This window comes from Aeromonas sp. FDAARGOS 1411, assembly GCF_019047125.1.
Lineage (GTDB): Bacteria > Pseudomonadota > Gammaproteobacteria > Enterobacterales > Aeromonadaceae > Aeromonas > Aeromonas veronii.
In genome coordinates this window covers 1,226,026-1,249,191 of sequence record NZ_CP077214.1, presented here as the reverse complement: position 1 = coordinate 1,249,191, position 23,166 = coordinate 1,226,026, and the positions used below count along the sequence as shown (strand labels likewise).

Here is a 23,166-nt window from a genome sequence, read left to right as displayed (position 1 = left end):
ATTTCCCCAAAAACCAATATCTTGCAACATCCTGAGCGGATGTCTCCCAAGCAAGAGTTCTCTTTGGCCGAACGGAAGCCATTTGCTGATGCCTCGTCACCACGCACTGCTCGGATTACTGGCCCTGCTGCCGCTGGCAGCCAACGCCGCATACCGGTTCGATGTGCCGGATTATCTTGCTCGCCTGCCCGAGCAGACCTATCGCATCGTAGAACAGAACTTCAACACCCTTTATCAGCAGACTGATTTCACTCCCCTGATCACCAACAGCTACTTCAACGGCTCCCATCTCTACAAGTTTGTCGGGGTACCGCTGGCCATCAGCGCCCAGTCAGGTTTCCAGCTGGAGGTGTTTGGTCAGGTCTATAACCGCGCTTCGCAAGCCTATATGCACCTGAGCGAGGATATGTCCCTTTATCGAGTGATGCGGGTCGATCTGATGGGGAACCCCAATGATCAACTGGCCATCGGTTTTGGTCTGGGGGTGCCCATCACCCCGTTGCTGACCCTCAAGGCGATCGCCTCCGGCAGTGATATCCCGGGCTATGGCTCCGCCAAATACGCTGTCGGTTTTGAGTGGCGTTACTGAAAAACGTGACTGATAACCGCTGATTGAAACAATTCAGGCTCCGTGATGGAGCCTGAATTGTATGTGGTGATGCGGTGATCAGGTGTAGCGGATCACCCGCCCCTCGCCCCCTTGCAGGGTCACGGTTGTGCCGACTGCCTGCCCCTGCCAAAAATCGGTTCCCCCTTCCGGCAGCAGAAACTCCTGTGGTTGCCCCTCCCAGTTGAACAAGCAGAGCAGAGTACCGCCCTCGGGCAGGTTTACTTCGCCGCAGGCAAAGTCCATCGACTCGAAGCGGGCAGAGGGTGCCCGGGCCGCACAAAGCGCCAGCAGCTTGCGCAGGTGCGCCGCCTGCTCCTCATCGAGATCTTGCAGTCGATCACCCGCCAGCATCATGCCGCCGCTCGCCACCAGGGCGGCCAGATGGAAACTGTAATCCGCCTTGCTTGCCTGCTGGCTAGGCAGATCACGCAGACAGATGCAGTCGGGGTCGAGGGCCCAGAGCTTGTCATTTTGCCAGGCGCGGCAGAAGGCTTCACGGGCAATCTGGCGATAACGGTGGCCATTGCGCTCTACGTCATCACTCACCCGCATGCCGTGCACCAGCCCAAGGCTGGGCCAGATGGGCGCGTTGCAACCGAGCAGGAAAGCGCCTTCACCAGCACCACGCAGAATGGCAGCCATACCGCGTCGATAGGCTTCAACCCGGGTGGCGGCCGGATCGTGGAAACGGCCACCGTGGATGGCGCCCCAGAAGTTGGCATCGAGTTTGAAGTAGTGGATGCCCCATTGCTCACGCAAAGTACGGAACACCTGCTCAAGGTGCGCTTGCACCTCGGGGTGTGTACCGTCCAGCACATACCAGGGAGTGCAGCGCCAACCGCCATAGGTGACCCGCTCGGAGGGGAGCGGCAGGCCGTCATCCCCCTTCACAAACCAGTCGGGGTGCTCCTGAAACACCTGTGAACCGGGTTCGGCAATAAAAGGGGCGACCCAGAGAGCGGGCTCGCAGCCAGCCTGTTTGATCTCCGCAGCCAGTGATGCCACCCCCTGCTCGAACTTGGCCGACGGGGTAAGCCAGTCGCCCATTTTGGCCTGATAGCCGTCGTCGATCTGCACATAACGCAGGGCCGGGAAACGCTCGGCACGCACCTGCAGGTTCTCGCGAATATCGGCGGCGCTCACCTCGGCGTAGTAGTGATACCAGGAGCACCAGCCGCTCGGGCGCTCACTTACCTTGCCGATCAGCGAGCCGTGCTCGGCCTCGATCAGCCGTGCCAGCTCAGCCAGCAGATCCTCGCGCTCCGCCCCTTCGAGGCAGATCAGCGCCTCGCTCTGCCAGTGCTCACCGGCTGCAAGTTTTCGCCCTTCGCAGTTCATCAGGATCTGCAAGCGACCATCAGGGTAGAGGCGAAACTCCCCGCCAAAACGGTGACAGCTGGCAAAGGCGAGCAGCAGCCACCCCTTGCCATGCTCCACCAGCAACAGGTTGTGAATGGTGTGATAGTCATTGTCATCAGTGATGCGATAGACGCTGGCATCGGGACAACGGCCGACATGTTGCGGTGATTGCCAGCTACCCATGGTCTGGGCCAGCATCTGGAATCCTTCGCCATAGATGGCGCTCTCCACCGGCAGGCCAAGCTTGCCGTCAAACAGCACCCAGCGCTCAACCGGAGTGGCATCAGCGCCGGTGTTGTCGAGTCGCACCCGACACAGGGGCCCTTCCCACTGACGGGTTTGCAGCAGATGGGGTGGCAACGCATTATCGTTCGCCAGCTGGCGAACGCGGGACAAGAGGGATGTCATCACTACTCCTTGTAGTTCGAAAAGGGTTCTATCAGACAATTTTCAAAAATTGCCAATCAAATCAGCTTCAAATGAACTGATTTCAGTTGTTATTGTTTTAATGCCGCGATCCGCCCTCTCTGGTAAACTGCGATTTTTCTTCCCAGTCGATGAGGTTCACGTGATCGCGCAACGCGCCTTGCTGTACTTTCGTGACTTTATGGTCATCGTCGCCTGCCTGCTGGCAGGCAAATCCGTGGCAGCCATCCTGCCGTTTGCCTTTCCCGGCAGCATCATCGGCATGCTGCTGCTGTTTGTGCTGCTCTCCCTTCAGCTTATAAAGCTGCACTGGGTCGAGCTGGGCGCTGGCCTGCTGCTGCGCCACATGGGCGTTTTGTTCGTTCCGGTCGCGGTCGGACTGGTGGCCTGGCTTGAGCCCTTGCGCCAATCCTTCGGCGTCATCATGCTCTGCATCGTGCTCGGTATCGTGCTGATCCTCGCCACCGTCGGTCGGCTCTACCAGAGGATGAACAAATGATCTTCTGGCTCGCAATTCCCCTGACCCTGGCGCTCTATTTCGCCACCCGCGCCCTCTATCGGCGCCTGCCCTGGCCCATCATCAACCCGGTGCTGGTGCCGACCGGGGTGATCATCGGCCTGCTGCTCTGGTTTGACCTGCCCCTTGAGCAGTACGAGCGCGGAAGCAGCCCCATTACCATGCTGCTGGAGCCCGCCGTGGTGGCGCTGGCGCTGCCGCTCTATCAGCAGGCGCGCCAGATCCAGGCCAAGCTCAAGCCCATCCTAATCTGTACCCTCGCCTCCGTCTTGATCTCGGTGTGCACAACCCTGCTGATCGGTCACTTTATGGGCACAGATCCGGCGCTGCTCGCCTCATTGGCTACCAAATCCATCACCACCCCGCTCGCCATGAGCGTCAGCCAGTCCATCGGCGGCATTCCCGCCATCGCGGCCGCCGTGGTGGTGGTGGTGGGGATTGTCGGTGCCCTGATCGGCTACCCACTGCTCAAACTGCTGAAAGTGACCGATCCGGAAGCGCAAGGGCTCGCCATGGGGGCCTGTGCCCACGCCATCGGCACCGCCACCTCCGCCGAGAAGGGGATCACCCAGGGCGCCTTTGCATCGCTCGCCATGGTGGTATGCGGGATCCTCACCGCAGCCGTTGCGCCCCTCCTTTTTGCCATCTATCACTGGCTCACCTGACCGATGATTAGCCACCCCGACGGCTCTGCAGCGCTGTCGGGGTGCGACCTGCCGCACAATTTGCACAAGACAAACGTTTCCATTACCATCCCCCTCCGTTTGCCCGTCAGGGCGTGAGCCTGCTCACACATTTACCCGAGCTTGCTCCCTACAATGGCCGCCCAATTGGCCTTTGAGGACACACTATGCATCCCCGTTTTGCCAAGCCATTCGATACCCTCTCTGCCCCGCTCAAAGCAGCCGTGCAGCCCATGCTGGATAGTGCCGACTTCAACGCCCGCTTCACGCCGGAGCAAGTCGCCACCCTGAAAGCCGCCACAGGTCTCGATGATCGCGCCCTGCGCCTCGCCCTGTTGCCGCTGGCTGCTGCCTGCTCGGTGGCGCCCATCTCCAAGTTTTATGTCGGTGCCATCGCCTGTGGCCTGAGCGGCACCTGGTACTTCGGTGCCAACATGGAGTTTGCAGGGCAAGGTCTGTTCCACTCGGTCCACGCCGAGCAGTCCGCCATTTCCAACGCCTGGCTGGGTGGCGAGACCGGGATCAGCGAAATCACCGTCAACTACACCCCCTGTGGCCACTGCCGTCAGTTCATGAACGAGCTGAGCACCGCCAAGATCCTGAAAGTCTCTCTGCCCGATGACTTGAGCGCCCTGCAATCCTTCCTGCCCCACTCGTTTGGCCCGGCGGATCTCGACATCACAGATGCGCTGATGAGCCCGCAGGATCACGCAGAGCTTGAGCTTCAAAGCGAAGACCCGCTGTGGCAGGCCGCGCTGGCCGCCGCCCGTCAAAGCTACGCCCCCTACAGTCAGGGCTATGCCGCGGTGGCGCTGCAGTTTGCCGATGGTCGCATCTTCTCTGGCCGCTACGCCGAGAACGCCGCCTTCAACCCCAGCCTGCCGCCGATGCAGATGGCCTGCGCCCATGCGGTGCTTAACGGCGAAGATCTCGCCACCATCCGCCGCGCCGTGCTGCTGGAGAACAAAAACGGCCAGATCAGCCAGCGTGACTCCGCCCAGTCCACCCTCAAGGCGCTGGGCTCCGTCGAGCTGGAGTATCAGGCGGTCTGACCCCGGCTTTGCGTCGATAAACGAAAGCCCCCGCACCTTGGTGCGGGGGCTTTTTTACTGGGCCGTTTAACCGGGAGCGACCGGTGATCTGCACAGTTTGGCGCGGTTGATCACCCAGTCTGACCGGTTGCTGATCAGACAGGTTTCAGCCGCGCGGTGAAGTGGCGCAGCAGCGGCGGCTCGTAGTCAAAGGTGAGCCCGCGAATGTCGCTGGCTCTCGCTTTCACCTCGATCAGGCAGTCGGCCACATAGTCCATGTGATCCCGGGTGTAGACCCGGCGCGGAATGGTGAGACGCAGCAGCTCAAAATCCGCCGCCTCCTGCTTGCCGGTGGCGGGATCGCGCCCCAGCAACAGGGAGCCAATCTCCACCCCGCGCACGCCCCCTTCCAGATAGAGCTCGCAGGCGAGCGCATGGGCGGGGAACTGCTCGGCCGGAATATGGGGCAGCAGCTTTTTGGCATCCACAAACACCGCATGGCCGCCGGTGGGGGTCTGGATGGGGATGCCCGCCTCGGCCAGCCGCTCACCCAGATAAGCCACCTGACTGATGCGATAGGTGAGATACTCCTCATCCATCCCCTCCCTCAGGCCGATGGCGAGCGCCGCCATGTCCCGGCCGGCAAGGCCACCGTAGGTGACAAACCCCTCCATCGCTACGCAGCGCACCTGCACGGCGCGAAACAGGTCGAGATCCTCTTTAAAGCAACACAACCCGCCGATATTGACCAACCCGTCCTTTTTGGCCGACATGGTGAAGATGTCCCCCAGCGCAAACATCTGGCTCACTATCTCCTTGATGCTGCACTTTGCATAAGCCGGATCCCGCTCCTTGATAAACCAGGCATTCTCGGCAAAGCGGGCGGCGTCGATCACCACCGGAATCTGGTGACGATGGGCCAGCTCGGAGACCGCCTCCATATTGGCCATGGAGACCGGCTGACCACCGGCGCTGTTGCAGGTCACCGTGATGATGATGCCGGCCACGTTGTCGGCCCCCAGGGTCTCGATGGTGTCGGTCAGGCGGGGAAGATCAAAATCCCCCTTCCAGGCATAAGGGGCCGTGGTGTCGAGGGCTTTCGGGGTGAGCAGGTTGATGGCCCGCGCGCCAGCCAACTCCACGTGGGCCTTGGTGGTGTCGAAGTGGTAGTTGGAGATAAAGACCGGCGCCTTGCCCTTGCAGCGCTTGACCAGCTCGGGGAAGAGGATCTGCTCGGCCCCGCGCCCCTGGTGGGTGGGCATCACATGCTGATAGCCGAAGATATCGCGCACTGCGCGCTCCAGCTCTACGAAGTTGCGGCTGCCCGCATAGGCCTCATCCCCCATCATGATGCTGGCCCACTGACGGTCGGACATGGCGCCGGTGCCGCTGTCGGTCAGCAGGTCGATATAGACATCCTCGGCCAGCAGCAGGAAGGGGTTCCAGCCAGCGGCCTCGAGGGCGGCACGGCGCTCGGCGCCAGTGGTCTGTTTGATGGGCTCGACCATCTTGATACGAAACGGCTCGGGTATACGACGCATATAAGACTCCTCACCGGCGCAAGGCCAGTGTGTTTGAAATTGGAATTGGCAAAGAGGCCGGGGCGATCAGGGTCGTCCGGCTGACAAATTCAAACGGCGGGTGCCGCAAATCAGCGGTGAGGAAAGTCGAAGGTCAGAATGGGATCCCGGGTATACCAGTGGGCGAGCAGGCAAGCTGCCCGGGGCGTAGCTGTCATGATTGGCATCACTCCCCTCCATATCGGTTGTAGACAGTCGGTGGCCAACTATGTCGATGAAACCATGTCCATTGATGGATGCTGCCAACGGGCAGCCTCGCCACGTTAACGGCTGGTTAATTGGCAAACAAGGGGTGCACCGACGGGCTGTGCGCCCGCTCACAAAGTGGGCGTCTGCGCGGCAAACCGGCAGTGAGGTTGATCCGCCCGCGCCCCCGCTTCGTTATTCTCCCTACCCACACGCCACATCCCCCATCAGCCAGGGCCGGAAGCCATCATGCATCGTAAACCCCATCTGCCCGAGAAGATCTGCCCCGTCTGCCAGCGCCCCTTCAGCTGGCGGCGCAAGTGGGCGCGCAGCTGGGAGGAGGTTCGCTACTGCAGCGAGCGCTGTCGCCACGCTCGTCACCGCAGCCAGCAACCTGAGGGGGAGCGAGTCTGATGGAGCTGCGCCTGATTCTCGGCGATCAGCTGAACGCCGGTCACAGCTGGTTTCGTACCCCGGATCCGGCGGTCTGCTATCTGATGGCAGAGCTGCGTCAGGAGACCGACTACTGCCGCCACCATCGCCAGAAGGTGCTGGCCTTCTTTGCCGCCATGCGCGCCTTCGCGGCAGCCCTCACCCAAGCGGGCCACCGCGTCTGTTACCTGACCCTCGATGAGAGCGCCCGCTGGCCCGACTTGCCCGGCTTGCTGGAGGCTCAGCTCGAAGCACATCAGGCCAGCAGCTTTGCCTGGCAGAGCCCGGACGAGTGGCGCCTTGCCAGCCAGTTGAAAAGCTGGGCGGCAGGACTTGCCATCCCTGCCACCGAGGTGGAGAGCGAACATTTTCTCACCCCCCGCGATGGCTGGCAGCGCTACCCCCACAGCCGGATGGAGTTCTTCTACCGCGCCTTGCGCAAGCAATATCAAGTGCTGCTCGATGAGCGCGGCCACCCCTTTGGCGGGCGCTGGAACTTTGATGACGAGAACCGCGCCAAACTGCCGGCGAGCCAGCCGATCCCGGCACCCCTCACCTTTGCCAACGAGGTGAGCGACATCGATGCCATGCTGACCCGCCACGGGGTCAGTACCATAGGCGAGGCGGATGCCAGCCAACTGCCGTGGCCCATCACCCGGCGCCAGAGTCGCGAGCTGCTGGCCCATTTTCTCACCCACTGCCTGCCCCACTTTGGGCGCTATCAGGATGCCCTGAGCGAGCGCGGCTGGAGCCTGTTTCACAGCCGTTTGTCGTTTTCCCTCAACAGCAAAATGCTTCATCCGCTTGAGGTGATCCGCGCCGCCGAAGCCCACTGGCAGGCCAATCAGGCCACCATCACGCTGGCGCAGGTGGAGGGGTTTATCCGCCAGATCCTCGGCTGGCGCGAGTTTGTCCGTGCCCTTTACTGGGAGAAGATGCCCGACTACCAGCAGACCAATTTTCTCGGGGCCAACCGGCCGCTGCCCGGTTTTTTCTGGAGTGGCGAAACCAGAATGGCCTGCGTGCGCCACGCCATAAACCAATCCCTTGAGCACGGTTACGCCCACCATATCCAGCGGCTGATGGTGACCGGCAACTTTGCCCTGCTGGCGGGGCTCGATCCTGACGAGGTGGATCAGTGGTATCTCGGTATCTATGTGGATGCCATCGAGTGGGTTGAGCTGCCCAACACCCGCGGCATGAGCCAGTTTGCCGATGGCGGCCTGATGGGCAGCAAGCCCTACGCCAGCAGCGGCGCTTATCTCGAGCGAATGGGCCACTACTGCAAGGGGTGCCACTATCAGGTCAAAGCCCGCCACGGCGACGGAAGTTGCCCCTTCAACAGCCTCTATTGGCACTTTCTCTGGCGCAATCGGGACAAACTTGGCGGCAATCCCCGCCTCGCCCTCCCCTATGCCAATTGGGATGGCCAACCGGCAGCGCAGCAGCAGGCCATTCTGGCGACGGCGGAGCACTATCTGATCCATCTTGAGCTGCTGTAAGCGGACCGTGTTCCCTCACACATGCCCTGACAACAGCGCAGCGATTTACGCTGGCAATCAGGCTCACCATCGCACCAAACACCAGCCTGTAACCGGCAAGCAGACGGAGATCCCAATCCTGCGCAGAGCGGTTGAATATCCTGTGGCGGCTGATTATGGTGGTGGCCACATCAGGAGATCAGTCAAGGAAAGACGATATGGAGATAGTGGTTCTCGGTGGCGGCGTAATTGGGGTAACCAGCGCCTGGTATCTGGCCAAAGCGGGTCACAAAGTAACCCTGCTGGAGCGACAAGGTGGCGTCGCCCTTGAAACCAGCCATGCCAACGCCGGGCAGATATCCCCGGGTTATGCGGCCCCCTGGGCGGCCCCCGGCATCCCCCTCAAGGCCGCCAAGTGGATGCTGCAAAAGCATGCCCCCTTCACCGTGCGCCCCACTGCCGACCCCTTCCAGCTACGCTGGATGCTCAGAATGCTCGCCAACTGCACCCCGACCGCCTATGCCACCAACAAGGGGCGCATGGTGCGTCTGGCCGAATACAGCCGCGACTGCATGAAGCGGCTGCGCGACGAGCTCAACATCGATTACGAAGGGCGCCAGCTCGGCACCCTGCAGCTGTTTAGAAGCCAGTCCCAGCTCGATGCCAGTCAGCGCGATATCGAGGTGCTGGAGGAGTATGGCGTCCCTTACCAGTCGCTGGATGCCAGCGGCTGCGAAGCGGCAGAGCCTGCGCTGGCGCGGGTGCGCGGCAAAATCGTCGGCGGCTTGCGTCTGCCCGGCGACGAGACCGGCGACTGCTTCCGCTTCACCAAGGCCCTTGCCCTTGAAGCCGAGAAGCTCGGGGTCAAGTTTGTCTTCAACTGCGACATCGACGAGATTGAGCAAGCCCGCGGCCGCGCCGTGGCGGTGCGGACGGGCGAGCAGCGCTATCGCGCCGATGCCATCGTCTGTGCGCTCGGCAGCTATGCCACCGGCTTTTTGCGGCCGCTGCTGCGCCCGCTCGGGCTGGAGCTGCCGGTCTATCCGGTCAAGGGCTACTCCCTCACCCTGCCGATGATCAATGCCGAGGCCGCGCCGCGCAGTACCGTGCTTGACGAGACCTACAAGGTGGCCATCACCCGCTTTGACGAGCGGATCCGGGTCGGCGGCATGGCGGAGCTGTCGGGCTACAACCTCGCCTTGAATCCGAGACGCCACGACACTCTGGCAATGGTGGTGGGCGATCTCTTCCCCGCAGGGGGCGATATCAGCAAGGCCGAGTTCTGGACCGGCCTACGCCCCATGACGCCGGACGGCACCCCGCTGGTGGGGCCGAGCCCCATTCCCGGTCTCTGGCTCAATACCGGCCACGGTACCCTGGGCTGGACCATGGCGGCCGGCTCGGGTCAGCTTCTGTGCGATCTGATCAGCGGCAGCGAGCCCGCCATCAGCGATGAGGGGCTCACTCTGGCCCGTTACGGCTAAGCGCATAACAGGTCGGGCTGTTTCACTCGCCAACTGCGCCCTCAGACCACAGCAGAGGACGTTCTCAACCGCTTTATTGACAGGCCACCGCCAAAAACGGTGGCTTTTTCGTCTGATGTTGACCTTCTCCCTCCCCGTCTACCTGAGCGGTGCTCTGGCTGCCGGTTAATGCAGCAAACGGCACAGAATATTGCGCAATTCGACTTGCGCAAGCCGTCACAATCCGTAATGTGGATAGACGCATTTTTCGCAGCGCATATTTTTTAAATGGCCTGTAAACCGCTTGTAAACAGGCGTCGCCAGACAAGGGTTTACGGGTGTCACCACGAGTTTCTTTAGCAGCAATCCAGGGTAGGACATTATGAAAAAAGTAGGTTTGGTCGGTTGGCGTGGCATGGTGGGATCGGTTCTGATGAGCCGGATGCAGGAAGAGCAGGATTTCGCCCATATTCAACCCACATTCTTCACCACCTCCCAGGCCGGTGAGGCCGCTCCCAACTTCGGCGTCGATGCCGGTACTCTGCAAGACGCCTTCGATATCGAGGCGCTGGTCAAGCAGGATATCATCATCACCGCGCAAGGCGGCGACTACACCAAGGATGTCTATCCGCGCCTGAAAGCCGCTGGCTGGCAGGGTTACTGGATTGACGCCGCCTCCTCCCTGCGGATGGAGAAAGACGCCGTCATCATTCTGGATCCGGTCAACGGCGACGTCATCGAGCAGGCCCTGAACGATGGCATCAAGACCTTCGTTGGCGGCAACTGCACCGTCAGCCTGATGCTGCTGGCCCTCGGCGGCCTGTTCAAGGCCGATCTGGTGGAGTGGGTGAGCGTGGCCACCTATCAGGCTGCCTCCGGTGGCGGTGCCCGTCATATGCGCGAGCTGGTGACACAGATGGGGATGCTGCGCGACGAAGTGGCGGTCGAGCTGGCAGACCCTGCCTCCGCCATCCTCGACATCGAGCGCAAGATCACCGAGAAGACCCGCTCCGGCACCCTGCCGGTGGACAACTTCGGCGTACCGCTGGCCGGTGGCCTTATCCCCTGGATCGACACCAAGCTCGACAACGGCCAGAGCCGTGAAGAGTGGAAGGGTCAGGCCGAGACCAACAAGATTTTGGGTATCGAGAATGCCGTCATTCCGGTGGATGGTCTCTGCGTGCGGATCGGCGCCCTGCGCTGCCACAGCCAGGCGTTCACCATCAAGCTGAAAAAGGATGTGCCGCTGGCGGAGATCGAAGCCCTGCTGGCTGCCCACAACGACTGGGTAAAAGTGATCCCCAACGATCGCGACATCACCGCCCGCGAACTGACTCCAGCGGCCGTTACCGGCACCCTCAGCATTCCGGTGGGTCGTCTGCGCAAACTCAATATGGGCCCTGAGTATCTGGCCGCCTTTACCGTAGGTGATCAGCTGCTGTGGGGCGCCGCCGAGCCGCTGCGCCGCATGCTGCGTATCCTGCTGGCGCGCTAAGCCGCCACAGCAGCAGATACAACAAGGGCGGGGAGTCACACTCCCCGCCCTTTTTTATTGCCAGTTTTTATAAGCCCTTTAGCAGACTCTCACTCTTGCAGTCACTTAAAGCAGAATACGCTGGCAGCCGCTGTAGATCTCGGCCCGCCCGGGGCGGCAAAAACCCACCAGAGTGAGCCCGGTCTGCTCGGCACGCTCGACCGCAAGCTCGGTAGCGGCCGAGATGGCGAGCAAGATCTCGACCCCGGCGCTGGCGCACTTTTGCACCATCTCGAAGCTGGCGCGGCTGGTCACCAGAATGGCGCCGTCGCGCCGACCCGTGCGGCACAAGTGGCCCACCAGCTTATCCAGCGCAATATGGCGTCCCACATCCTCGCGGATGGCGAGAATATTGCCCTCACCATCCAGATGCACCGCAGCATGGGTGGCGCCGGTGCGTTGGCCCAATAGCTGGAGCGGGCGCAGCGCGGTCAATACCTTGTCGATATGACCCACCGCCAGACGCTGGCTGTCAGGCAAGCTTGGCTGGGTGCGGATCACCTGATCCAGACTCTCGCTGCCGCAGATGCCGCAACCGGTGCGCCCCGCGAGCGTGCGCCGCTTCTCTTTGAGGCGATGGACGCAGCGATTGGCCAACGTGATATGCAGCTCAATCCCCTGACAGCCATCGATCTGCTCGATGTCGTGGATATCGAGCAGGCTGTCGATGATCCCCTCGGATAGCGAAAAACCGATGGCAAAATCCTCCAGATCGGAGGCCGAGCACATCATCACGCTGTGGGCTATGCCGTTATAGACCAGCGCCACCGGCGTCTCGGAGGGGAGCTCCATCTCGCTGTCGCAGGTCAAGGTATCAGCTCGGTAGTGCACCACCTCGCGATGGATGGCGCAGCGGGCCAGCTCGTTCTGTTCGCTCTGTTCTCTCTGCTCGTTGTGTTCTCTCTGCTCGCCCCGCGCCTCAAGCTCTATGGCCTCTCTCATGGTGCGACCCCGTCAATGATCTCGGGATCCCGGGCCGAGATGCCGAGCCGCTTCATTTTGGAGAGCAAGGTCGTGCGCTTCATGCCGAGGCGGTTGGCCGCCCCCCGCTCACCGGCCACGATGCCGTTGCAGTCGCGCAGGGCGGCGATGATCGCCTCGCGCTCATCAATCGGCCCCTCGGCAAAAAGCGGTGTAGCGGGCTCGTCATAAACCAGGGTCTCAATCTTGTGGTAGCCCTTGAGCGGCATCAGCTCCTCCGGCGAGAGGTTGAGCACATGACCGCGGGTCATCACCACGGCACGCTCGATGACGTTCTCCAGCTCGCGGATATTGCCGTACCACGGCAGCGACACCAGCATCTTCATCGCATCGGCGGGGATGGCGGTGATGGTGCGGCGCATCCGTTTGGCAATCTTTCTGACGAAGAAGTTGACCAGCAGCGGAATATCCTCGCGCCGCTCGCGCAGAGGCGGCAGCTCGATGGGAAAGACGTTGAGGCGGTAGTAGAGGTCACTGCGAAAGCGCTTGTTCTTGACCATGGAGAGCAGATCGCAGTTGGTAGCGGCCACCAGCCGTACATCCACCGCGATAGGATTGCTGTTGCCCACCCGCTCCAGCTCGTGCTCCTGCAATACCCGCAAGAGTTTGGGCTGCAGATCCAGCGGCATATCCCCCACTTCATCGAGGAACAGGGTGCCCTTGTGGGCCCGCTCGAAGCGGCCGATGCGCTGGGTCAGGGCGCCGGTAAAGGCCCCCTTCTCGTGGCCAAAGAGATCACTCTCGATAAGACCGGTGGGAATGGCGGCGCAGTTCACCTTCACCATCTCGTGGTCGTGGCGGGCACTCAGGGCGTGAATAGCCTGGGCGATCAGCTCCTTGCCGGTGCCGGTCTCGCCGAGGATCAGCACGGTACTGTCGCTCTCGGCCACCAGCCGCACCTTCTCCAGTACGTTCGCCATCACCGCGCTCTGGTAGATGATGTGGGGGAACTCCCCCTGCATCTGCGGCTCGTTGATGCGAATGGTCTTCTCTTTTGCGCCGTTGGTGTTGGAGATCTCCTGCTGCGCCTGCACGTTGTTCATGGCAATGGCGGTGCGCGCCGCCACCTGCTCCAGCAAGGAGATATCGATATCGGCAAAGAAGTCGGCATGGGGGTGCGAGAGGATCAACACCCCCAGCAGGTTGCCCCGATAGCGCAGCGGCAAAATGCAGGAGCTGTCAGCCTCGGGGGGCAGGATCTGGGAGGTAAACCGGCAGCGATTGCTGCAGCCGTGGCCGTGTTCGCGATAGACAAAAAACGGCTCGCTGTGGCCAAGGGCCCCCTGCAGGCACTTCTTTTCAAAACAGGAGTGATCGATGATCCCCGGCTGATCGCTCTGGTGCTGATTGACCAGATAGCTCTTGAAACTGTCGGAGGTGGCGTTGTATTCGGCCAGACACAAGCTGCTGATGCCGAAGTGGTGGTGCAGGATGGCAAACAGGCTCTTGGGCAGTTCGGCTATGCGCACCAGTTTGATCACCGCGTTGGTTACATCCACCAGAATTTTGCAGCTGTCGCGCTCAAGACGCAGGGAGTTGGCCTGCTCCAGAGTGCGCTCCTTGTCGAGCACGTTCTCCAGCGCAATGGCGATAATGGCCGCCAGCTGGGTCAGTTTGGCAAGGGTCTCCATGGTGAAGCTGTCGAGCTGGGTGTTGATAAACTCGACCCCGCCCAAGTGGCTTCGGGCGGTAGTGATGGGGAGCTGGCAGTAGGAGCGCAGCCCCCCGTAGACCCCTTCGCGATCCAGCGCCGGGCAGCGATTCTCAAAGCGGGCGGCAGCGAGAATGATGGCCTGTTCCGGGGTCTCTTTAGTGGGACGGGGGGAGAGGTGCAGCTCTGCCTTGGGGCAGACCAGATGCTTTGGGCCGGAATGTCCCATGAAGTAGAAGATGGCCTCCTCGTCCGCACCCATGTTGAGGATCAGGTTGACCCGGGTCACGCCGCCGAAGCTGGCATCTATCTTGTTGAGTTTGTGGATAAAATCATCGAGCGTCACGGCCGACAGGAGGGATTTGGAGAGCAGGAGGAAACCGTCGTCCCAGATGGGAGAGATCTCGTCCAGGGGGATGGCACTCACATTTAGCATTGCGGCCTCACGTTATATCGATTTAGTCACCAGTCAGGCTGTCCATGCCATCGCATCACGACAAGCACCCGTCACCAAAATAAATAGCCGCAGCCCGTAAAAGTGGCTGCCAATAAGAAAAGCGGTGACGAAAATTGTCGCATGTTGCAATTCCAGAGTTGTTATTAACGAACGACAACGAAAAGTAACATCGTTATCGGGGGATATATTGGAATGGCGACTCATCATAGATGAGCTCAAATTTCATTACAATCCGATTTAATATATCTGATGGCCATATTTAACCGGTTATTTCATCAGTTCTTGATCTCAATTAAGGCACCCGAAAAGTGGGCCACCGTCAACTGTCAGATCTGCCTTTCCTCTTCGCTGGCTGCTTCACTGGCTGCGGGTTTCAAGATGGCGTTTGCTGCCCATCCATCGGCAATTTATGAGGTGATGATCCGGCTGTGGCAGCACTTCAGGCCACCGAAGATAAAGAGGGCCGACAAGCTCTGGAAGGCCATCAGCAGCCAGCTGGCGTTGTCGGCAAGCTCAACCGAGACGCACTGGTGAGTGAGGTAGACCAGCAGGGTGATCACCCCCAGCAGCAGGCAGTTGATCAAGGTGGTGGAGATAAACCCGATCAGCCAGGCACTGGAAATACTCAAGGCGGAAAATACGCTGCCCATGGCGAGCCGTGCTGCCATAAAACAGCCGAAAAAACCGAAGCCGAGCAGATATATCATCTCGTCGCGCCAAATATAGCAACCTATTCCCAGCAATATCGCCGCCAGATAGGTGCCAATATAGAAAATTCCGAATAAGCGACCAATTTCATGTTGCATCATTTATCCCCTTTTTTTGGGTAATAAAAGGGTGCCCGACTCGATAAATCCGAGTCGGGTTCCCTTATTTGTGCAGAACCTCTTTTTTAGGGCGATCAGCCTTTGGCTGCGCTGCGCAATTTCGCCTTGAGCGCGCTGTATTCAGTCTGGACGTACACTTCCGCCTCAGGCTGATTGTCGATGCGCTCTATCTTCACCGCGCAGTACTTGTACTCCGGCGTGTGGGAGACGGGATCGACGTGCTCGATGGTGAGCTCGTTGCAGGCCCCGATCCACCACTGGTAGGTCATGTAGACCACCCCGGCGTTGACCCGGTCGTTGTAGTTGGCCCGGGTGATCACCTTGCCACGGCGCGACGAGATCCAGACCAGCGCCTGATCCTTCACCCCGAGCTTTTTGGCATCGCTCGGGTGGATCTGCACATAGCCCGGCTCATCGGCCAGGGTCTGCAGCGCCGAGCAGTTGCCGGTCATGGAGCGGCAGGAGTAGTGACCCACCTCGCGCACGGTGGAGAGCACCAGCGGGTACTCGGCACAGGGCTGCTCCAGCGGCGGCCGCCACTCGGAGGCAATCAGCTGACCCTTGCCGCTTGGGGTGGTGAACACATTTCCCTCGAACAGAGTGCTGGTGCCCGGGTGATCCTCGGTCGGACAGGGCCACTGCACGCTCTTGAGATCGGCCATCTTGTCGTAGCTGACCCCGGCATAGAGCGGGCAGAGCGCACGCATCTCGTCCCAGATCTCTTCGGTGTTGTGGTACTCCATGGGATAACCCATGGCGGTCGCCATCAACGAGAAGATGGCCCAGTCCGGCTTCACGTTCTCAGGGGGCGTCACCGCCTTGTAGAAGCGCTGGAAGCCGCGATCCGCCGAGCTGTAGACCCCTTCGTGCTCGCCCCAACTGGTGGCGGGCAGAATGACGTCAGCCATCTCGGCAGTCTGGGTCATGAAGATATCCTGCACGATCACCAGCTCCATCCCCGCCAGAGTGCGGCGGAACTGACCGAGATCTGCCTCGGTCTGGGCTGGATCTTCACCGAAGATGTAGAAGGCCTTGCACTTGCCCTCCTCCACCTTGTGGCCAAGCTCCGTCAGGCGATAGCCGGGTTTCTGGGACAGAGACTCCACGCCCCACGCCTTGGCGAACTTGGCGCTGATGGCGGGATCGGCCACCGACTGATAACCCGGGAACTGGTGGGGCAGCATCCCCATATCACAGGTGCCCTGCACGTTGTTCTGACCACGTACCGGCCCGCAACCGGTGCCGCGGCGACCGAAGTTGCCGGTCAGCAACGCCAGACCCGCCAGCCCCTTGACCACGTCCACCGCCTGACCGTACTGGGTCACCCCCATGCCCCACAGGATCATGGAAGCAGGCGACTCGGCATAGGTGCGAATGGCAGCGCGGATATCTGCGGCTTTGAGGCCGGTGATCCCCTCCACATATTCCGGGGTGTACTTGGCCACCGTCGCCTTGAAGGTCTCGAACCCTTCGGTGTAGTTGGCGACAAAGGCCTTGTTGTAGAGCCCTTCATTGATCAACACGTTGGCGAAGGCGTTAACCAGCGCCATGTTGGAACCGTTTTTGAGCGGCAACCACTGATCGGCGATACGGGCGGTCTCCACCATGCGGGGATCACACACAATCACCTTGGCCCCGTTTGCCTTCGCCTTGAGGATATGGCGGGCGACGATGGGGTGAGAGTCAGCAGCGTTGTAACCAAACACCAGCAGGCACTTGGTCTCTTGAATTTCGGGAATGGCGTTGCTCATGGCGCCGTTGCCTACAGTTGTCTCCAGACCGGAGACTGAGGGTGCGTGTCACACCCTCGCGCAGTGGTCGACGTTGTTCGTCCCAATCACCGCACGGGCAAATTTCTGCATCACATAGTTGGCTTCATTGCCGGGGCCACGGGCAGAGCCGGTGGTCATGATGGCGTCCGGGCCATATTTCGCCTTGATGGCAGCCAGACGGCTGCTGGCGAACTCGATCGCTTCGTCCCAGGAGACTGCCTCGAACTTGCCACCGCGCTCGCGGCGGATCATCGGGCTCTTGAGACGGGGGGTCAGCAGGTTGGTGTCGTTCAAAAAATCCCAACCGTAATAGCCCTTGAGGCAGAGCTGCCCCTCGTTGGTCCGGCCGTTGGCGCCTTCGGCCCCCACCACCTTGTCGTTTTCAACCAGCAGGTTGATTTTGCAACCGGTGCCGCAATAGGGGCACACGGTAATGACTTTTTTCATGACTCACACTCTTGTTTGTTAACGAAAAACGGCTCGGCAAGCCCGCTCACACCCGCGCCGGCATCGCCAGCAGTGCCTCGGCACTGGCCAGCTGCTTCTGCCGGTTCAGGGTTTCAAGATGCTCCGGCGTGACCAGCCGCAGCGCCTGGGTCGGACACACCTCGACACAGGCCGGGCCCGCCTCGCGGTGACGGCAGAGATCGCACTTGAGCGCCTGCGCCTTGGTCTGCGGACGCTTGAAGAGCGAATCGGCAGCGGGGGCCACCTCTTTGAGCACCACCGCCATGGCGCCGTAAGGACAGGCCACCACGCAGGACTTGCAGCCGATGCAGCGCTCCTGCAACACCTTGACGCAACCATCCTCGCTGACGATGGCATTGTTCGGGCAGGCCATGGCGCAAGGCTTGTCTTCACACTGGCGGCAAAGCACCGGCGTGGTCACCTTGCTGCCCACGATCACCTTCAGGCGCGGCTGAAAATAGCTGTCCCTGGAGACCAGATGTCCATCCTCGATGGCAAGATGCAGGCCGCCCTCCCGCTCAAGGGTCCCGCTGCAAGACCCTGACTGGTGTGAGACGGCGCAGGCCACCTCACAGGTACGACACCCAATACAGAGACTGGGATCTGCAATCACGAAGCTGTTCATAGAGAGGGATCCTAAATGGTTCGTTACACCGGGCCGCCCGCCGACAGGCAAAGAGGCGGCCAGCCCCCCACAAAGCATTTATCAGACCAAAACGGGCCAAGGGTGCAATAAAAATTCACAACCATATGAAAATAAAGGAGTAATCAGAAAGAGATACGTGCTGAGTGCCACTACTGACGAAAGTGACGACGGGCTGGGAAGTGTGATCGACACGACAAAAGTGACGAGCTCGACACCGGCTGACCAACCCCGCCCCTTCAGTTTTCTATCCCTCAGGTTAATATGTGCCACTTGGCAACCAGCTCCGTTAGGGCCGCCTTCATAGATATATGAAATACAATAGGGTTGATTAAAAGTTGCTTAGATAGGTTAAGCACCAAAGATTTTATAGGTGATATATGTATAAAGTAGGCATTGTCTTATTTGATGATTTTACAGATGTAGATTTTTTCTTGATGTACGATTTACTTGGCAGGACAACTGATCGTTGGTCAGTGAAAGTTTTAGGGACCAAACCATTTCACCGATCTCACCTTGGTATTTCAGTGACAACTGACGGTGCGATTTCTGAGGTTGTTGAACAAGATGTTATACTCATCACTAGCGGTAAACGTGGCATCCCTGCAGCCATGAAGAATCATGAATTTATGTCCTCATTAATACTTGACCCCAGTAAACAGCTTATAGGTTCAATATGTGCAGGCTCCTTCATTTTGCATGAACTGGGATTACTTGAAAATAAAAAAATGACAACAAATCCTGATGCAAAAGTTGCGTTAGAATCACTTGGTGGTGATGTTCAAGATTTACCCCTAGTTGTTAATGGTAATATTGCAACTGCAGGAGGATGTCTTTCTCTGATGTATTTAATTGGTTGGCTCGCAGAAAGATTATTTGATGTGGATACTCGAAGGATGATTCAAAATCAGCTACTCCCTGCTGGTCAACAAGAAATCTTCGAAAAATTGATATCATCAACTATCAGGTCTGCAGAAAAACAGAACTCTCATAATAATATATCCTTTGAATATGTATGATATTTTATAGTGCCGTAGAGTTAAATACGCGCAGTGCATTGCACCCCTACTCTTACGCATTAATTAGTGGAACTATGCATGTTGTATTTTCTGATTATGCTTTCCATACCCCTTACGAAAGCATGAAATTCATGGAGGATAAATGACATCTCGGGAACTACTTGAAAAAGCCGTACACAGAAGCGCTATTATTCATCAGCCTCATGCGCTAAAAGCCTATTTATCGGCTCAATTTCTTGCTGCACACCTTGGACAACCGGAAGCCTTGTGGCAACAAACCGCCAAATTGATTGCCAAGGATGGATTACAGGTTTCAACGGTACTTACCGATAGTGTGGAGCATATCGCTTTTTCCGATGTGCGCAAGCATCGCATTCTGGCACGTGGTATCTATCCCGCAGCCTACCAAGCTATTTCCCAATGGCATGCCGAGTACGGCTTTCACGATATCTTTGAATTCTATATCGCCAAGGCAGCCAATAAGCCCGAATATTTATCCCATAACGTCACCATTTTGCTTGCGCTTAATGAGGTATACAGCGCCCTTCCTCCCGAGTGGGTACCTGCATTTTTAAATCGGGTCACGGAGTTTGTCACTGCTACCTTCCCTAATGAAGAAAATAGAGAATGCTGTGAGGTGATCACAACCGGACAGCCGGCAACATTAGAGGATGTATTGCATTCCTGTTTGCAGCAGCCCGGCTTTTTTGGCCATAACCTGATCACTTTGGCCTGGATAATTCGCTGCAAAACCTCGTTATCTGATGCTCAATATAATACCATGCTGGGCAACCTCAATTTACAAGCCGTCAGTCCCCTTGAAGATCCTGATGACGAACTGGATTTAAAATTGTGGAACTCCTGCACCACCCATAATGATCCAGATGGTTTTATTGAACAAATACGAGCATTGGTTTTTGATAGTTGCTTTAATTTGCACCAGATTACCTTGGCTGACGCACTCTGCTTCTTGCAGCAACAATACCCTGAGCATACAACTGAATTAATAAGGGTCGCCAAGTATCACACCATAAAATGTGCTGAAATGAGTTCGTCAAAATAACACTGTAGGGTGTAATAAGCGCAGCGCATTGCACCTCTTGCCTCTTTTAATACTTGGTGCAATTCACTTCGTTCATTGCACCATACGATTATATTTTAATGGAGTCAGATTTGATGAATATTCAAATCCATAATGAACATAAAGATGACATCTTCAATGTACTTGTTGATAACCTTAGACAATTTAACTTTGATAAAATGGGTGAGGAGCGCTCCCAACCTTTAATTGTTGCTATTCATGATGATAATGACGAAGTTGTCGGTGGCATTGCCGGACGAACTATTTATCATCAACTGTTGATCGAAGTACTTTGGGTACACAATGACAAGAGAGGACAGGGTCTCGGCATTCAATTAATGGAGATTGCTGAACGTGAGGCACAAAAACGGGGATGTATTGCAGCCCAAGTCGACACCCTCTCATTTCAGGAACCCAAATTTTATGAAAAAATGGGATTTAAAATAGTCGGTAAAGTGAGCGGCGTTAACAATAGTCCTGACCGCTACTTTTTATTGAAGCACTATCATGGAGAGTAATAATTACCGTAGGGTGCAATAAGCGCAGCACATTGCACCTCTTGCTTATTTCAATATTTGGTGCAATTCACTTCGTTCATTGCACCCTACATTTTTCCCTCCCAAATAAAGACTCTATTGCTACCCACCCCCCTCCCCTTTGCCATCCTGCCAGCAATTAATTAGTCACCATTTTATCGTCTGTTTTTCACTCAACCCGATAAAAAATAGTGGCCAAACCACTTCCCCAGATAAAACAAACGGTTGCCCGCAGAACGCATGAATATTTCAATCAACGGCCAATTAACAACCTTACTCAAAAGGACGTTTTGATTATTTATACCTGAGCATGAACCCGCAGAGTGTGTGTCATTATAAGCTTAACGACAGATGAACAGACTGTGTCCCATGAAACGCATCTTTATATCCGATTAGTTCCCTTCCCATCGCAATCCTTTGATTTCCCCCGATGTTGTATCCACACATACCTGATGTGTTCGGGGCGATCTGCTGTGGCAAACGTGTAAACATCAAACTGACAAGATGAACTCATGAACTGTGATAAACAACAAGCCATGTCCGGCGTCATGCTGGCGGCGATTGGCGTAGTCTATGGCGATATCGGCACCAGCCCGCTCTATACCTTGCGCGAGTGCCTGTCAGGTCAATTCGGGTTCGGCGTCGAGCCGACCTCCATTCTCGGCTTTCTCTCGCTGATCTTCTGGCTGCTGATCCTGGTGGTGTCGGTCAAGTACCTCTCCTTTGTGATGCGGGCCGACAACGCCGGCGAGGGTGGCATTCTCACCCTGATGTCGCTGGCGACCCGCAACGCCTCCACCCGCTGGACGCCGCTGCTGATCATCCTCGGCCTGATTGGCGGCAGCTTCTTCTATGGCGAGGTGGTGATCACCCCGGCGATGTCGGTGATGTCGGCCATCGAGGGTCTGAGCATTCTCACCCCCGCCCTCGACCCCTATATTGTCACCCTCTCGGTGCTGGTGCTGACCCTGCTGTTTGCCATCCAGAAACATGGCACCGCCATGGTGGGCAAGCTGTTTGCCCCCATCATGCTGATCTGGTTTATGACGCTGGCGGTGCTGGGGCTGCGCGGCATCATCCACAACCCCGAGGTGCTGGGTGCGCTCAACCCCATCTGGGCGGTGCGCTTCTTTGTCCAGTACCAGACCACCTCCTTCTTTGCCCTCGGCGCCGTGGTGCTGGCGATCACAGGGGTGGAGGCGCTCTACGCGGATATGGGCCACTTCGGCAAAAATCCCATTCGCCTCGCCTGGTTTATCGTGGTGCTGCCCTCGCTGGTGCTTAACTACTTCGGTCAGGGTGCGCTGCTGCTGAGTAACCCCGCCGCCATTGCCAACCCCTTCTTCCTGCTCGCGCCGAAATGGGCGCTGGTGCCGCTGCTGCTCTTGGCAACCATGGCGACGGTGATCGCCTCGCAGGCCGTGATCTCCGGGGTCTTTTCGCTGACCCGGCAGGCGGTGCGCCTCGGTTATCTCTCCCCCATTCGCATCGTTCACACCTCCGAGCAGGAGTCCGGCCAGATCTATATTCCGGTCATCAACTGGATGCTCTATATCTCGGTGGTGATCGTCATCATGAGCTTCGAGCACTCCAGCAATCTGGCGGCGGCCTACGGCATCGCGGTGACCGGCACCATGGTGCTCACCTCCATCCTCTCCTGCTCGGTGGCCAAGAACAGCTGGCACTGGAACAAGTATCTGGTGGCCATCCTGTTTGCCGCGCTGCTCTGTATCGACGTGCCGCTGTTTGCCGCCAACCTCGCCAAGATCTTCTCCGGCGGCTGGCTGCCGCTCACCCTGGGCGCGGTAATGTTCACCGTGATGACCAGCTGGAAGAGCGAGCGTTTCCAGCTTATTCGTCGCCTGAACGAGCACGGCAACTCCCTTGAGCCGATGATCGCCTCGCTGGAGAAATCCCCGCCGACCCGGGTGGCCGGTACTGCTGTCTATATGTCACGGGTGGTCAATGTGATCCCCCATGCGCTCCTGCACAACCTCAAGCACAACAAGGTGCTGCACGAGCGGATCATCCTGCTCACCCTGCGGGTGGAGGATGTGCCCTACGTCCACAATGTGCGCCGGGTCTGCATCGAGCAGCTCTCCCCCACCTTCTGGCGGGTGGTGGCCAGCTACGGCTGGCGCGAGACCCCGAACGTGGAGGAGATCTTCCACCGCTGCAACGCCGAGGGGCTGAGCTGCCGGATGATGGAGACCTCGTTCTTTATGGCCCACGAGTCGCTCATCATGAAAGACCGCCCCTGGTATCTCTATCTGCGCGGCAAGCTCTTTATGCTGCTGCAGCGCAACGCCCTGCGCGCCCCGGATCAGTTCGAGATCCCGCCCAACCGGGTCATCGAGCTGGGTTCGCAGGTGGATATCTAGAGCAACGATATAATCGCCAATAAAATGGGGAGTGAGAAATAATACTCA

19 protein-coding genes are annotated in these 23,166 nt (G+C 58.4%); 12 read left to right on the top strand and 7 right to left on the bottom strand.

What is annotated here, in order from left to right:
* The first annotated feature begins 88 nt into the window (after positions 1-88).
* Positions 89-589, top strand: a complete 501-nt coding sequence (locus I6L41_RS05495; protein ID WP_005360277.1) for a hypothetical protein — start codon at positions 89-91, stop codon at positions 587-589.
* A 78-nt stretch (positions 590-667) separates the two neighbouring features.
* Here the strand turns inward: I6L41_RS05495 and I6L41_RS05490 are convergent, their stop codons facing one another.
* Positions 668-2,377: an alpha-galactosidase gene (locus tag I6L41_RS05490; protein WP_216962537.1), complete on the bottom strand. Its 1,710-nt coding sequence runs from the start codon at positions 2,375-2,377 to the stop codon at positions 668-670.
* A 160-nt stretch (positions 2,378-2,537) separates the two neighbouring features.
* Here I6L41_RS05490 and I6L41_RS05485 point away from each other — a divergent pair, with 160 nt between their 5' ends.
* The 3 genes from I6L41_RS05485 (at position 2,538) to cdd (ending at position 4,647) form a co-directional block, all read left to right on the top strand.
* Entirely contained in the window at positions 2,538-2,894 is a 357-nt protein-coding gene (locus tag I6L41_RS05485) for a CidA/LrgA family protein (RefSeq protein ID WP_005333279.1), read from the top strand.
* Positions 2,891-3,577, top strand: coding sequence for an LrgB family protein (locus tag I6L41_RS05480; RefSeq protein ID WP_216962535.1), 687 nt, complete (start codon positions 2,891-2,893; stop codon positions 3,575-3,577). The genes I6L41_RS05485 and I6L41_RS05480 overlap by 4 nt, the downstream gene beginning before the upstream one ends.
* Before the next feature lie 185 nt (positions 3,578-3,762).
* Positions 3,763-4,647 carry a cytidine deaminase gene (gene cdd, locus I6L41_RS05475; protein WP_005333283.1) on the top strand — a complete coding sequence of 295 codons (885 nt, stop codon included), beginning with the start codon at positions 3,763-3,765 and terminating at the stop codon, positions 4,645-4,647.
* Between the two features lie 134 nt (positions 4,648-4,781).
* On the opposite strand, the gene I6L41_RS05470 is transcribed toward cdd, so the two are convergent.
* Positions 4,782-6,167 carry a tryptophanase gene (locus tag I6L41_RS05470; protein ID WP_216962532.1) on the bottom strand — a complete coding sequence of 462 codons (1,386 nt, stop codon included), beginning with the start codon at positions 6,165-6,167 and terminating at the stop codon, positions 4,782-4,784.
* Positions 6,168-6,641: 474 nt separating this feature from the next.
* Here I6L41_RS05470 and I6L41_RS05465 point away from each other — a divergent pair, with 474 nt between their 5' ends.
* The 4 genes from I6L41_RS05465 to asd all read left to right on the top strand — a co-directional run bounded on the left by I6L41_RS05465 (position 6,642) and on the right by asd (position 11,263).
* The gene (locus I6L41_RS05465; RefSeq protein ID WP_080741246.1) at positions 6,642-6,806 is read left to right on the top strand and encodes a DUF2256 domain-containing protein; all 165 of its coding nucleotides are present in this window, start codon (positions 6,642-6,644) and stop codon (positions 6,804-6,806) included.
* Complete coding sequence (locus I6L41_RS05460; RefSeq protein WP_216962529.1) at positions 6,806-8,326, top strand: cryptochrome/photolyase family protein; 1,521 nt, start codon at positions 6,806-6,808, stop codon at positions 8,324-8,326. Before I6L41_RS05465 ends, I6L41_RS05460 begins: the two co-directional genes overlap by 1 nt.
* A 197-nt stretch (positions 8,327-8,523) precedes the next feature.
* Positions 8,524-9,789, top strand: coding sequence for a D-amino acid dehydrogenase (locus tag I6L41_RS05455; protein ID WP_216962526.1), 1,266 nt, complete (start codon positions 8,524-8,526; stop codon positions 9,787-9,789).
* A 361-nt stretch (positions 9,790-10,150) separates the two neighbouring features.
* Positions 10,151-11,263: an aspartate-semialdehyde dehydrogenase gene (gene asd, locus I6L41_RS05450; RefSeq protein WP_216962523.1), complete on the top strand. Its 1,113-nt coding sequence runs from the start codon at positions 10,151-10,153 to the stop codon at positions 11,261-11,263.
* Between the two features lie 105 nt (positions 11,264-11,368).
* Here asd and fdhD read toward each other — a convergent pair whose 3' ends face one another.
* The 5 genes from fdhD to I6L41_RS05425 all read right to left on the bottom strand — a co-directional run bounded on the left by fdhD (position 11,369) and on the right by I6L41_RS05425 (position 18,083).
* Positions 11,369-12,244, bottom strand: a complete 876-nt coding sequence (gene fdhD / locus I6L41_RS05445; protein ID WP_254203401.1) for a formate dehydrogenase accessory sulfurtransferase FdhD — start codon at positions 12,242-12,244, stop codon at positions 11,369-11,371.
* Positions 12,241-14,370 (bottom strand): sigma 54-interacting transcriptional regulator, encoded by a 2,130-nt coding sequence (locus tag I6L41_RS05440; protein ID WP_216962519.1) that lies wholly within the window; start codon positions 14,368-14,370, stop codon positions 12,241-12,243. Before I6L41_RS05440 ends, fdhD begins: the two co-directional genes overlap by 4 nt.
* Before the next feature lie 428 nt (positions 14,371-14,798).
* A complete protein-coding gene (locus I6L41_RS05435; protein WP_216963834.1) occupies positions 14,799-15,197 on the bottom strand; it encodes a hypothetical protein in 399 nt (132 codons plus the stop codon).
* A 95-nt stretch (positions 15,198-15,292) separates the two neighbouring features.
* Positions 15,293-17,437 carry a formate dehydrogenase subunit alpha gene (gene fdhF / locus I6L41_RS05430; RefSeq protein WP_184233535.1) on the bottom strand — a complete coding sequence of 715 codons (2,145 nt, stop codon included), beginning with the start codon at positions 17,435-17,437 and terminating at the stop codon, positions 15,293-15,295.
* A 46-nt stretch (positions 17,438-17,483) separates the two neighbouring features.
* Complete coding sequence (locus tag I6L41_RS05425; RefSeq protein WP_005333302.1) at positions 17,484-18,083, bottom strand: 4Fe-4S dicluster domain-containing protein; 600 nt, start codon at positions 18,081-18,083, stop codon at positions 17,484-17,486.
* 398 nt (positions 18,084-18,481) lie between these two features.
* Between I6L41_RS05425 and I6L41_RS05420 the strand changes: the two genes are divergently transcribed.
* From I6L41_RS05420 to kup, 4 genes are all read left to right on the top strand, one after another.
* Positions 18,482-19,120 carry a DJ-1/PfpI family protein gene (locus tag I6L41_RS05420; RefSeq protein WP_203119040.1) on the top strand — a complete coding sequence of 213 codons (639 nt, stop codon included), beginning with the start codon at positions 18,482-18,484 and terminating at the stop codon, positions 19,118-19,120.
* Positions 19,121-19,262: 142 nt separating this feature from the next.
* On the top strand, positions 19,263-20,183 hold the full coding sequence (locus I6L41_RS05415) for a hypothetical protein (RefSeq protein WP_216962516.1): 921 nt from the start codon (positions 19,263-19,265) through the stop codon (positions 20,181-20,183).
* A 113-nt stretch (positions 20,184-20,296) separates the two neighbouring features.
* Positions 20,297-20,719: a GNAT family N-acetyltransferase gene (locus I6L41_RS05410; protein ID WP_216962512.1), complete on the top strand. Its 423-nt coding sequence runs from the start codon at positions 20,297-20,299 to the stop codon at positions 20,717-20,719.
* 530 nt (positions 20,720-21,249) lie between these two features.
* Entirely contained in the window at positions 21,250-23,118 is a 1,869-nt protein-coding gene (gene kup / locus I6L41_RS05405) for a low affinity potassium transporter Kup (protein ID WP_216962509.1), read from the top strand.
* The last annotated feature ends 48 nt before the right edge of the window (positions 23,119-23,166 follow it).

Bases quoted from the DNA above. Each gene is read 5' to 3' on its own strand.
- I6L41_RS05415 (WP_216962516.1), top strand. From the start codon at position 19,263: ATGACATCTCGGGAACTACTTGAAAAAGCCGTACACAGAAGCGCTATT.
- I6L41_RS05425 (WP_005333302.1), bottom strand. From the start codon at position 18,083: ATGAACAGCTTCGTGATTGCAGATCCCAGTCTCTGTATTGGGTGTCGT.
- I6L41_RS05495 (WP_005360277.1), top strand. From the start codon at position 89: ATGCCTCGTCACCACGCACTGCTCGGATTACTGGCCCTGCTGCCGCTG.
- kup (WP_216962509.1), top strand. From the start codon at position 21,250: ATGAACTGTGATAAACAACAAGCCATGTCCGGCGTCATGCTGGCGGCG.
- I6L41_RS05455 (WP_216962526.1), top strand. From the start codon at position 8,524: ATGGAGATAGTGGTTCTCGGTGGCGGCGTAATTGGGGTAACCAGCGCC.
- cdd (WP_005333283.1), top strand. From the start codon at position 3,763: ATGCATCCCCGTTTTGCCAAGCCATTCGATACCCTCTCTGCCCCGCTC.
- I6L41_RS05470 (WP_216962532.1), bottom strand. From the start codon at position 6,167: ATGCGTCGTATACCCGAGCCGTTTCGTATCAAGATGGTCGAGCCCATC.
- I6L41_RS05480 (WP_216962535.1), top strand. From the start codon at position 2,891: ATGATCTTCTGGCTCGCAATTCCCCTGACCCTGGCGCTCTATTTCGCC.
- asd (WP_216962523.1), top strand. From the start codon at position 10,151: ATGAAAAAAGTAGGTTTGGTCGGTTGGCGTGGCATGGTGGGATCGGTT.
- I6L41_RS05465 (WP_080741246.1), top strand. From the start codon at position 6,642: ATGCATCGTAAACCCCATCTGCCCGAGAAGATCTGCCCCGTCTGCCAG.
- I6L41_RS05410 (WP_216962512.1), top strand. From the start codon at position 20,297: ATGAATATTCAAATCCATAATGAACATAAAGATGACATCTTCAATGTA.
- I6L41_RS05460 (WP_216962529.1), top strand. From the start codon at position 6,806: ATGGAGCTGCGCCTGATTCTCGGCGATCAGCTGAACGCCGGTCACAGC.
- I6L41_RS05490 (WP_216962537.1), bottom strand. From the start codon at position 2,377: ATGACATCCCTCTTGTCCCGCGTTCGCCAGCTGGCGAACGATAATGCG.
- I6L41_RS05435 (WP_216963834.1), bottom strand. From the start codon at position 15,197: ATGCAACATGAAATTGGTCGCTTATTCGGAATTTTCTATATTGGCACC.
- I6L41_RS05420 (WP_203119040.1), top strand. From the start codon at position 18,482: ATGTATAAAGTAGGCATTGTCTTATTTGATGATTTTACAGATGTAGAT.
- fdhD (WP_254203401.1), bottom strand. From the start codon at position 12,244: ATGAGAGAGGCCATAGAGCTTGAGGCGCGGGGCGAGCAGAGAGAACAC.
- I6L41_RS05440 (WP_216962519.1), bottom strand. From the start codon at position 14,370: ATGCTAAATGTGAGTGCCATCCCCCTGGACGAGATCTCTCCCATCTGG.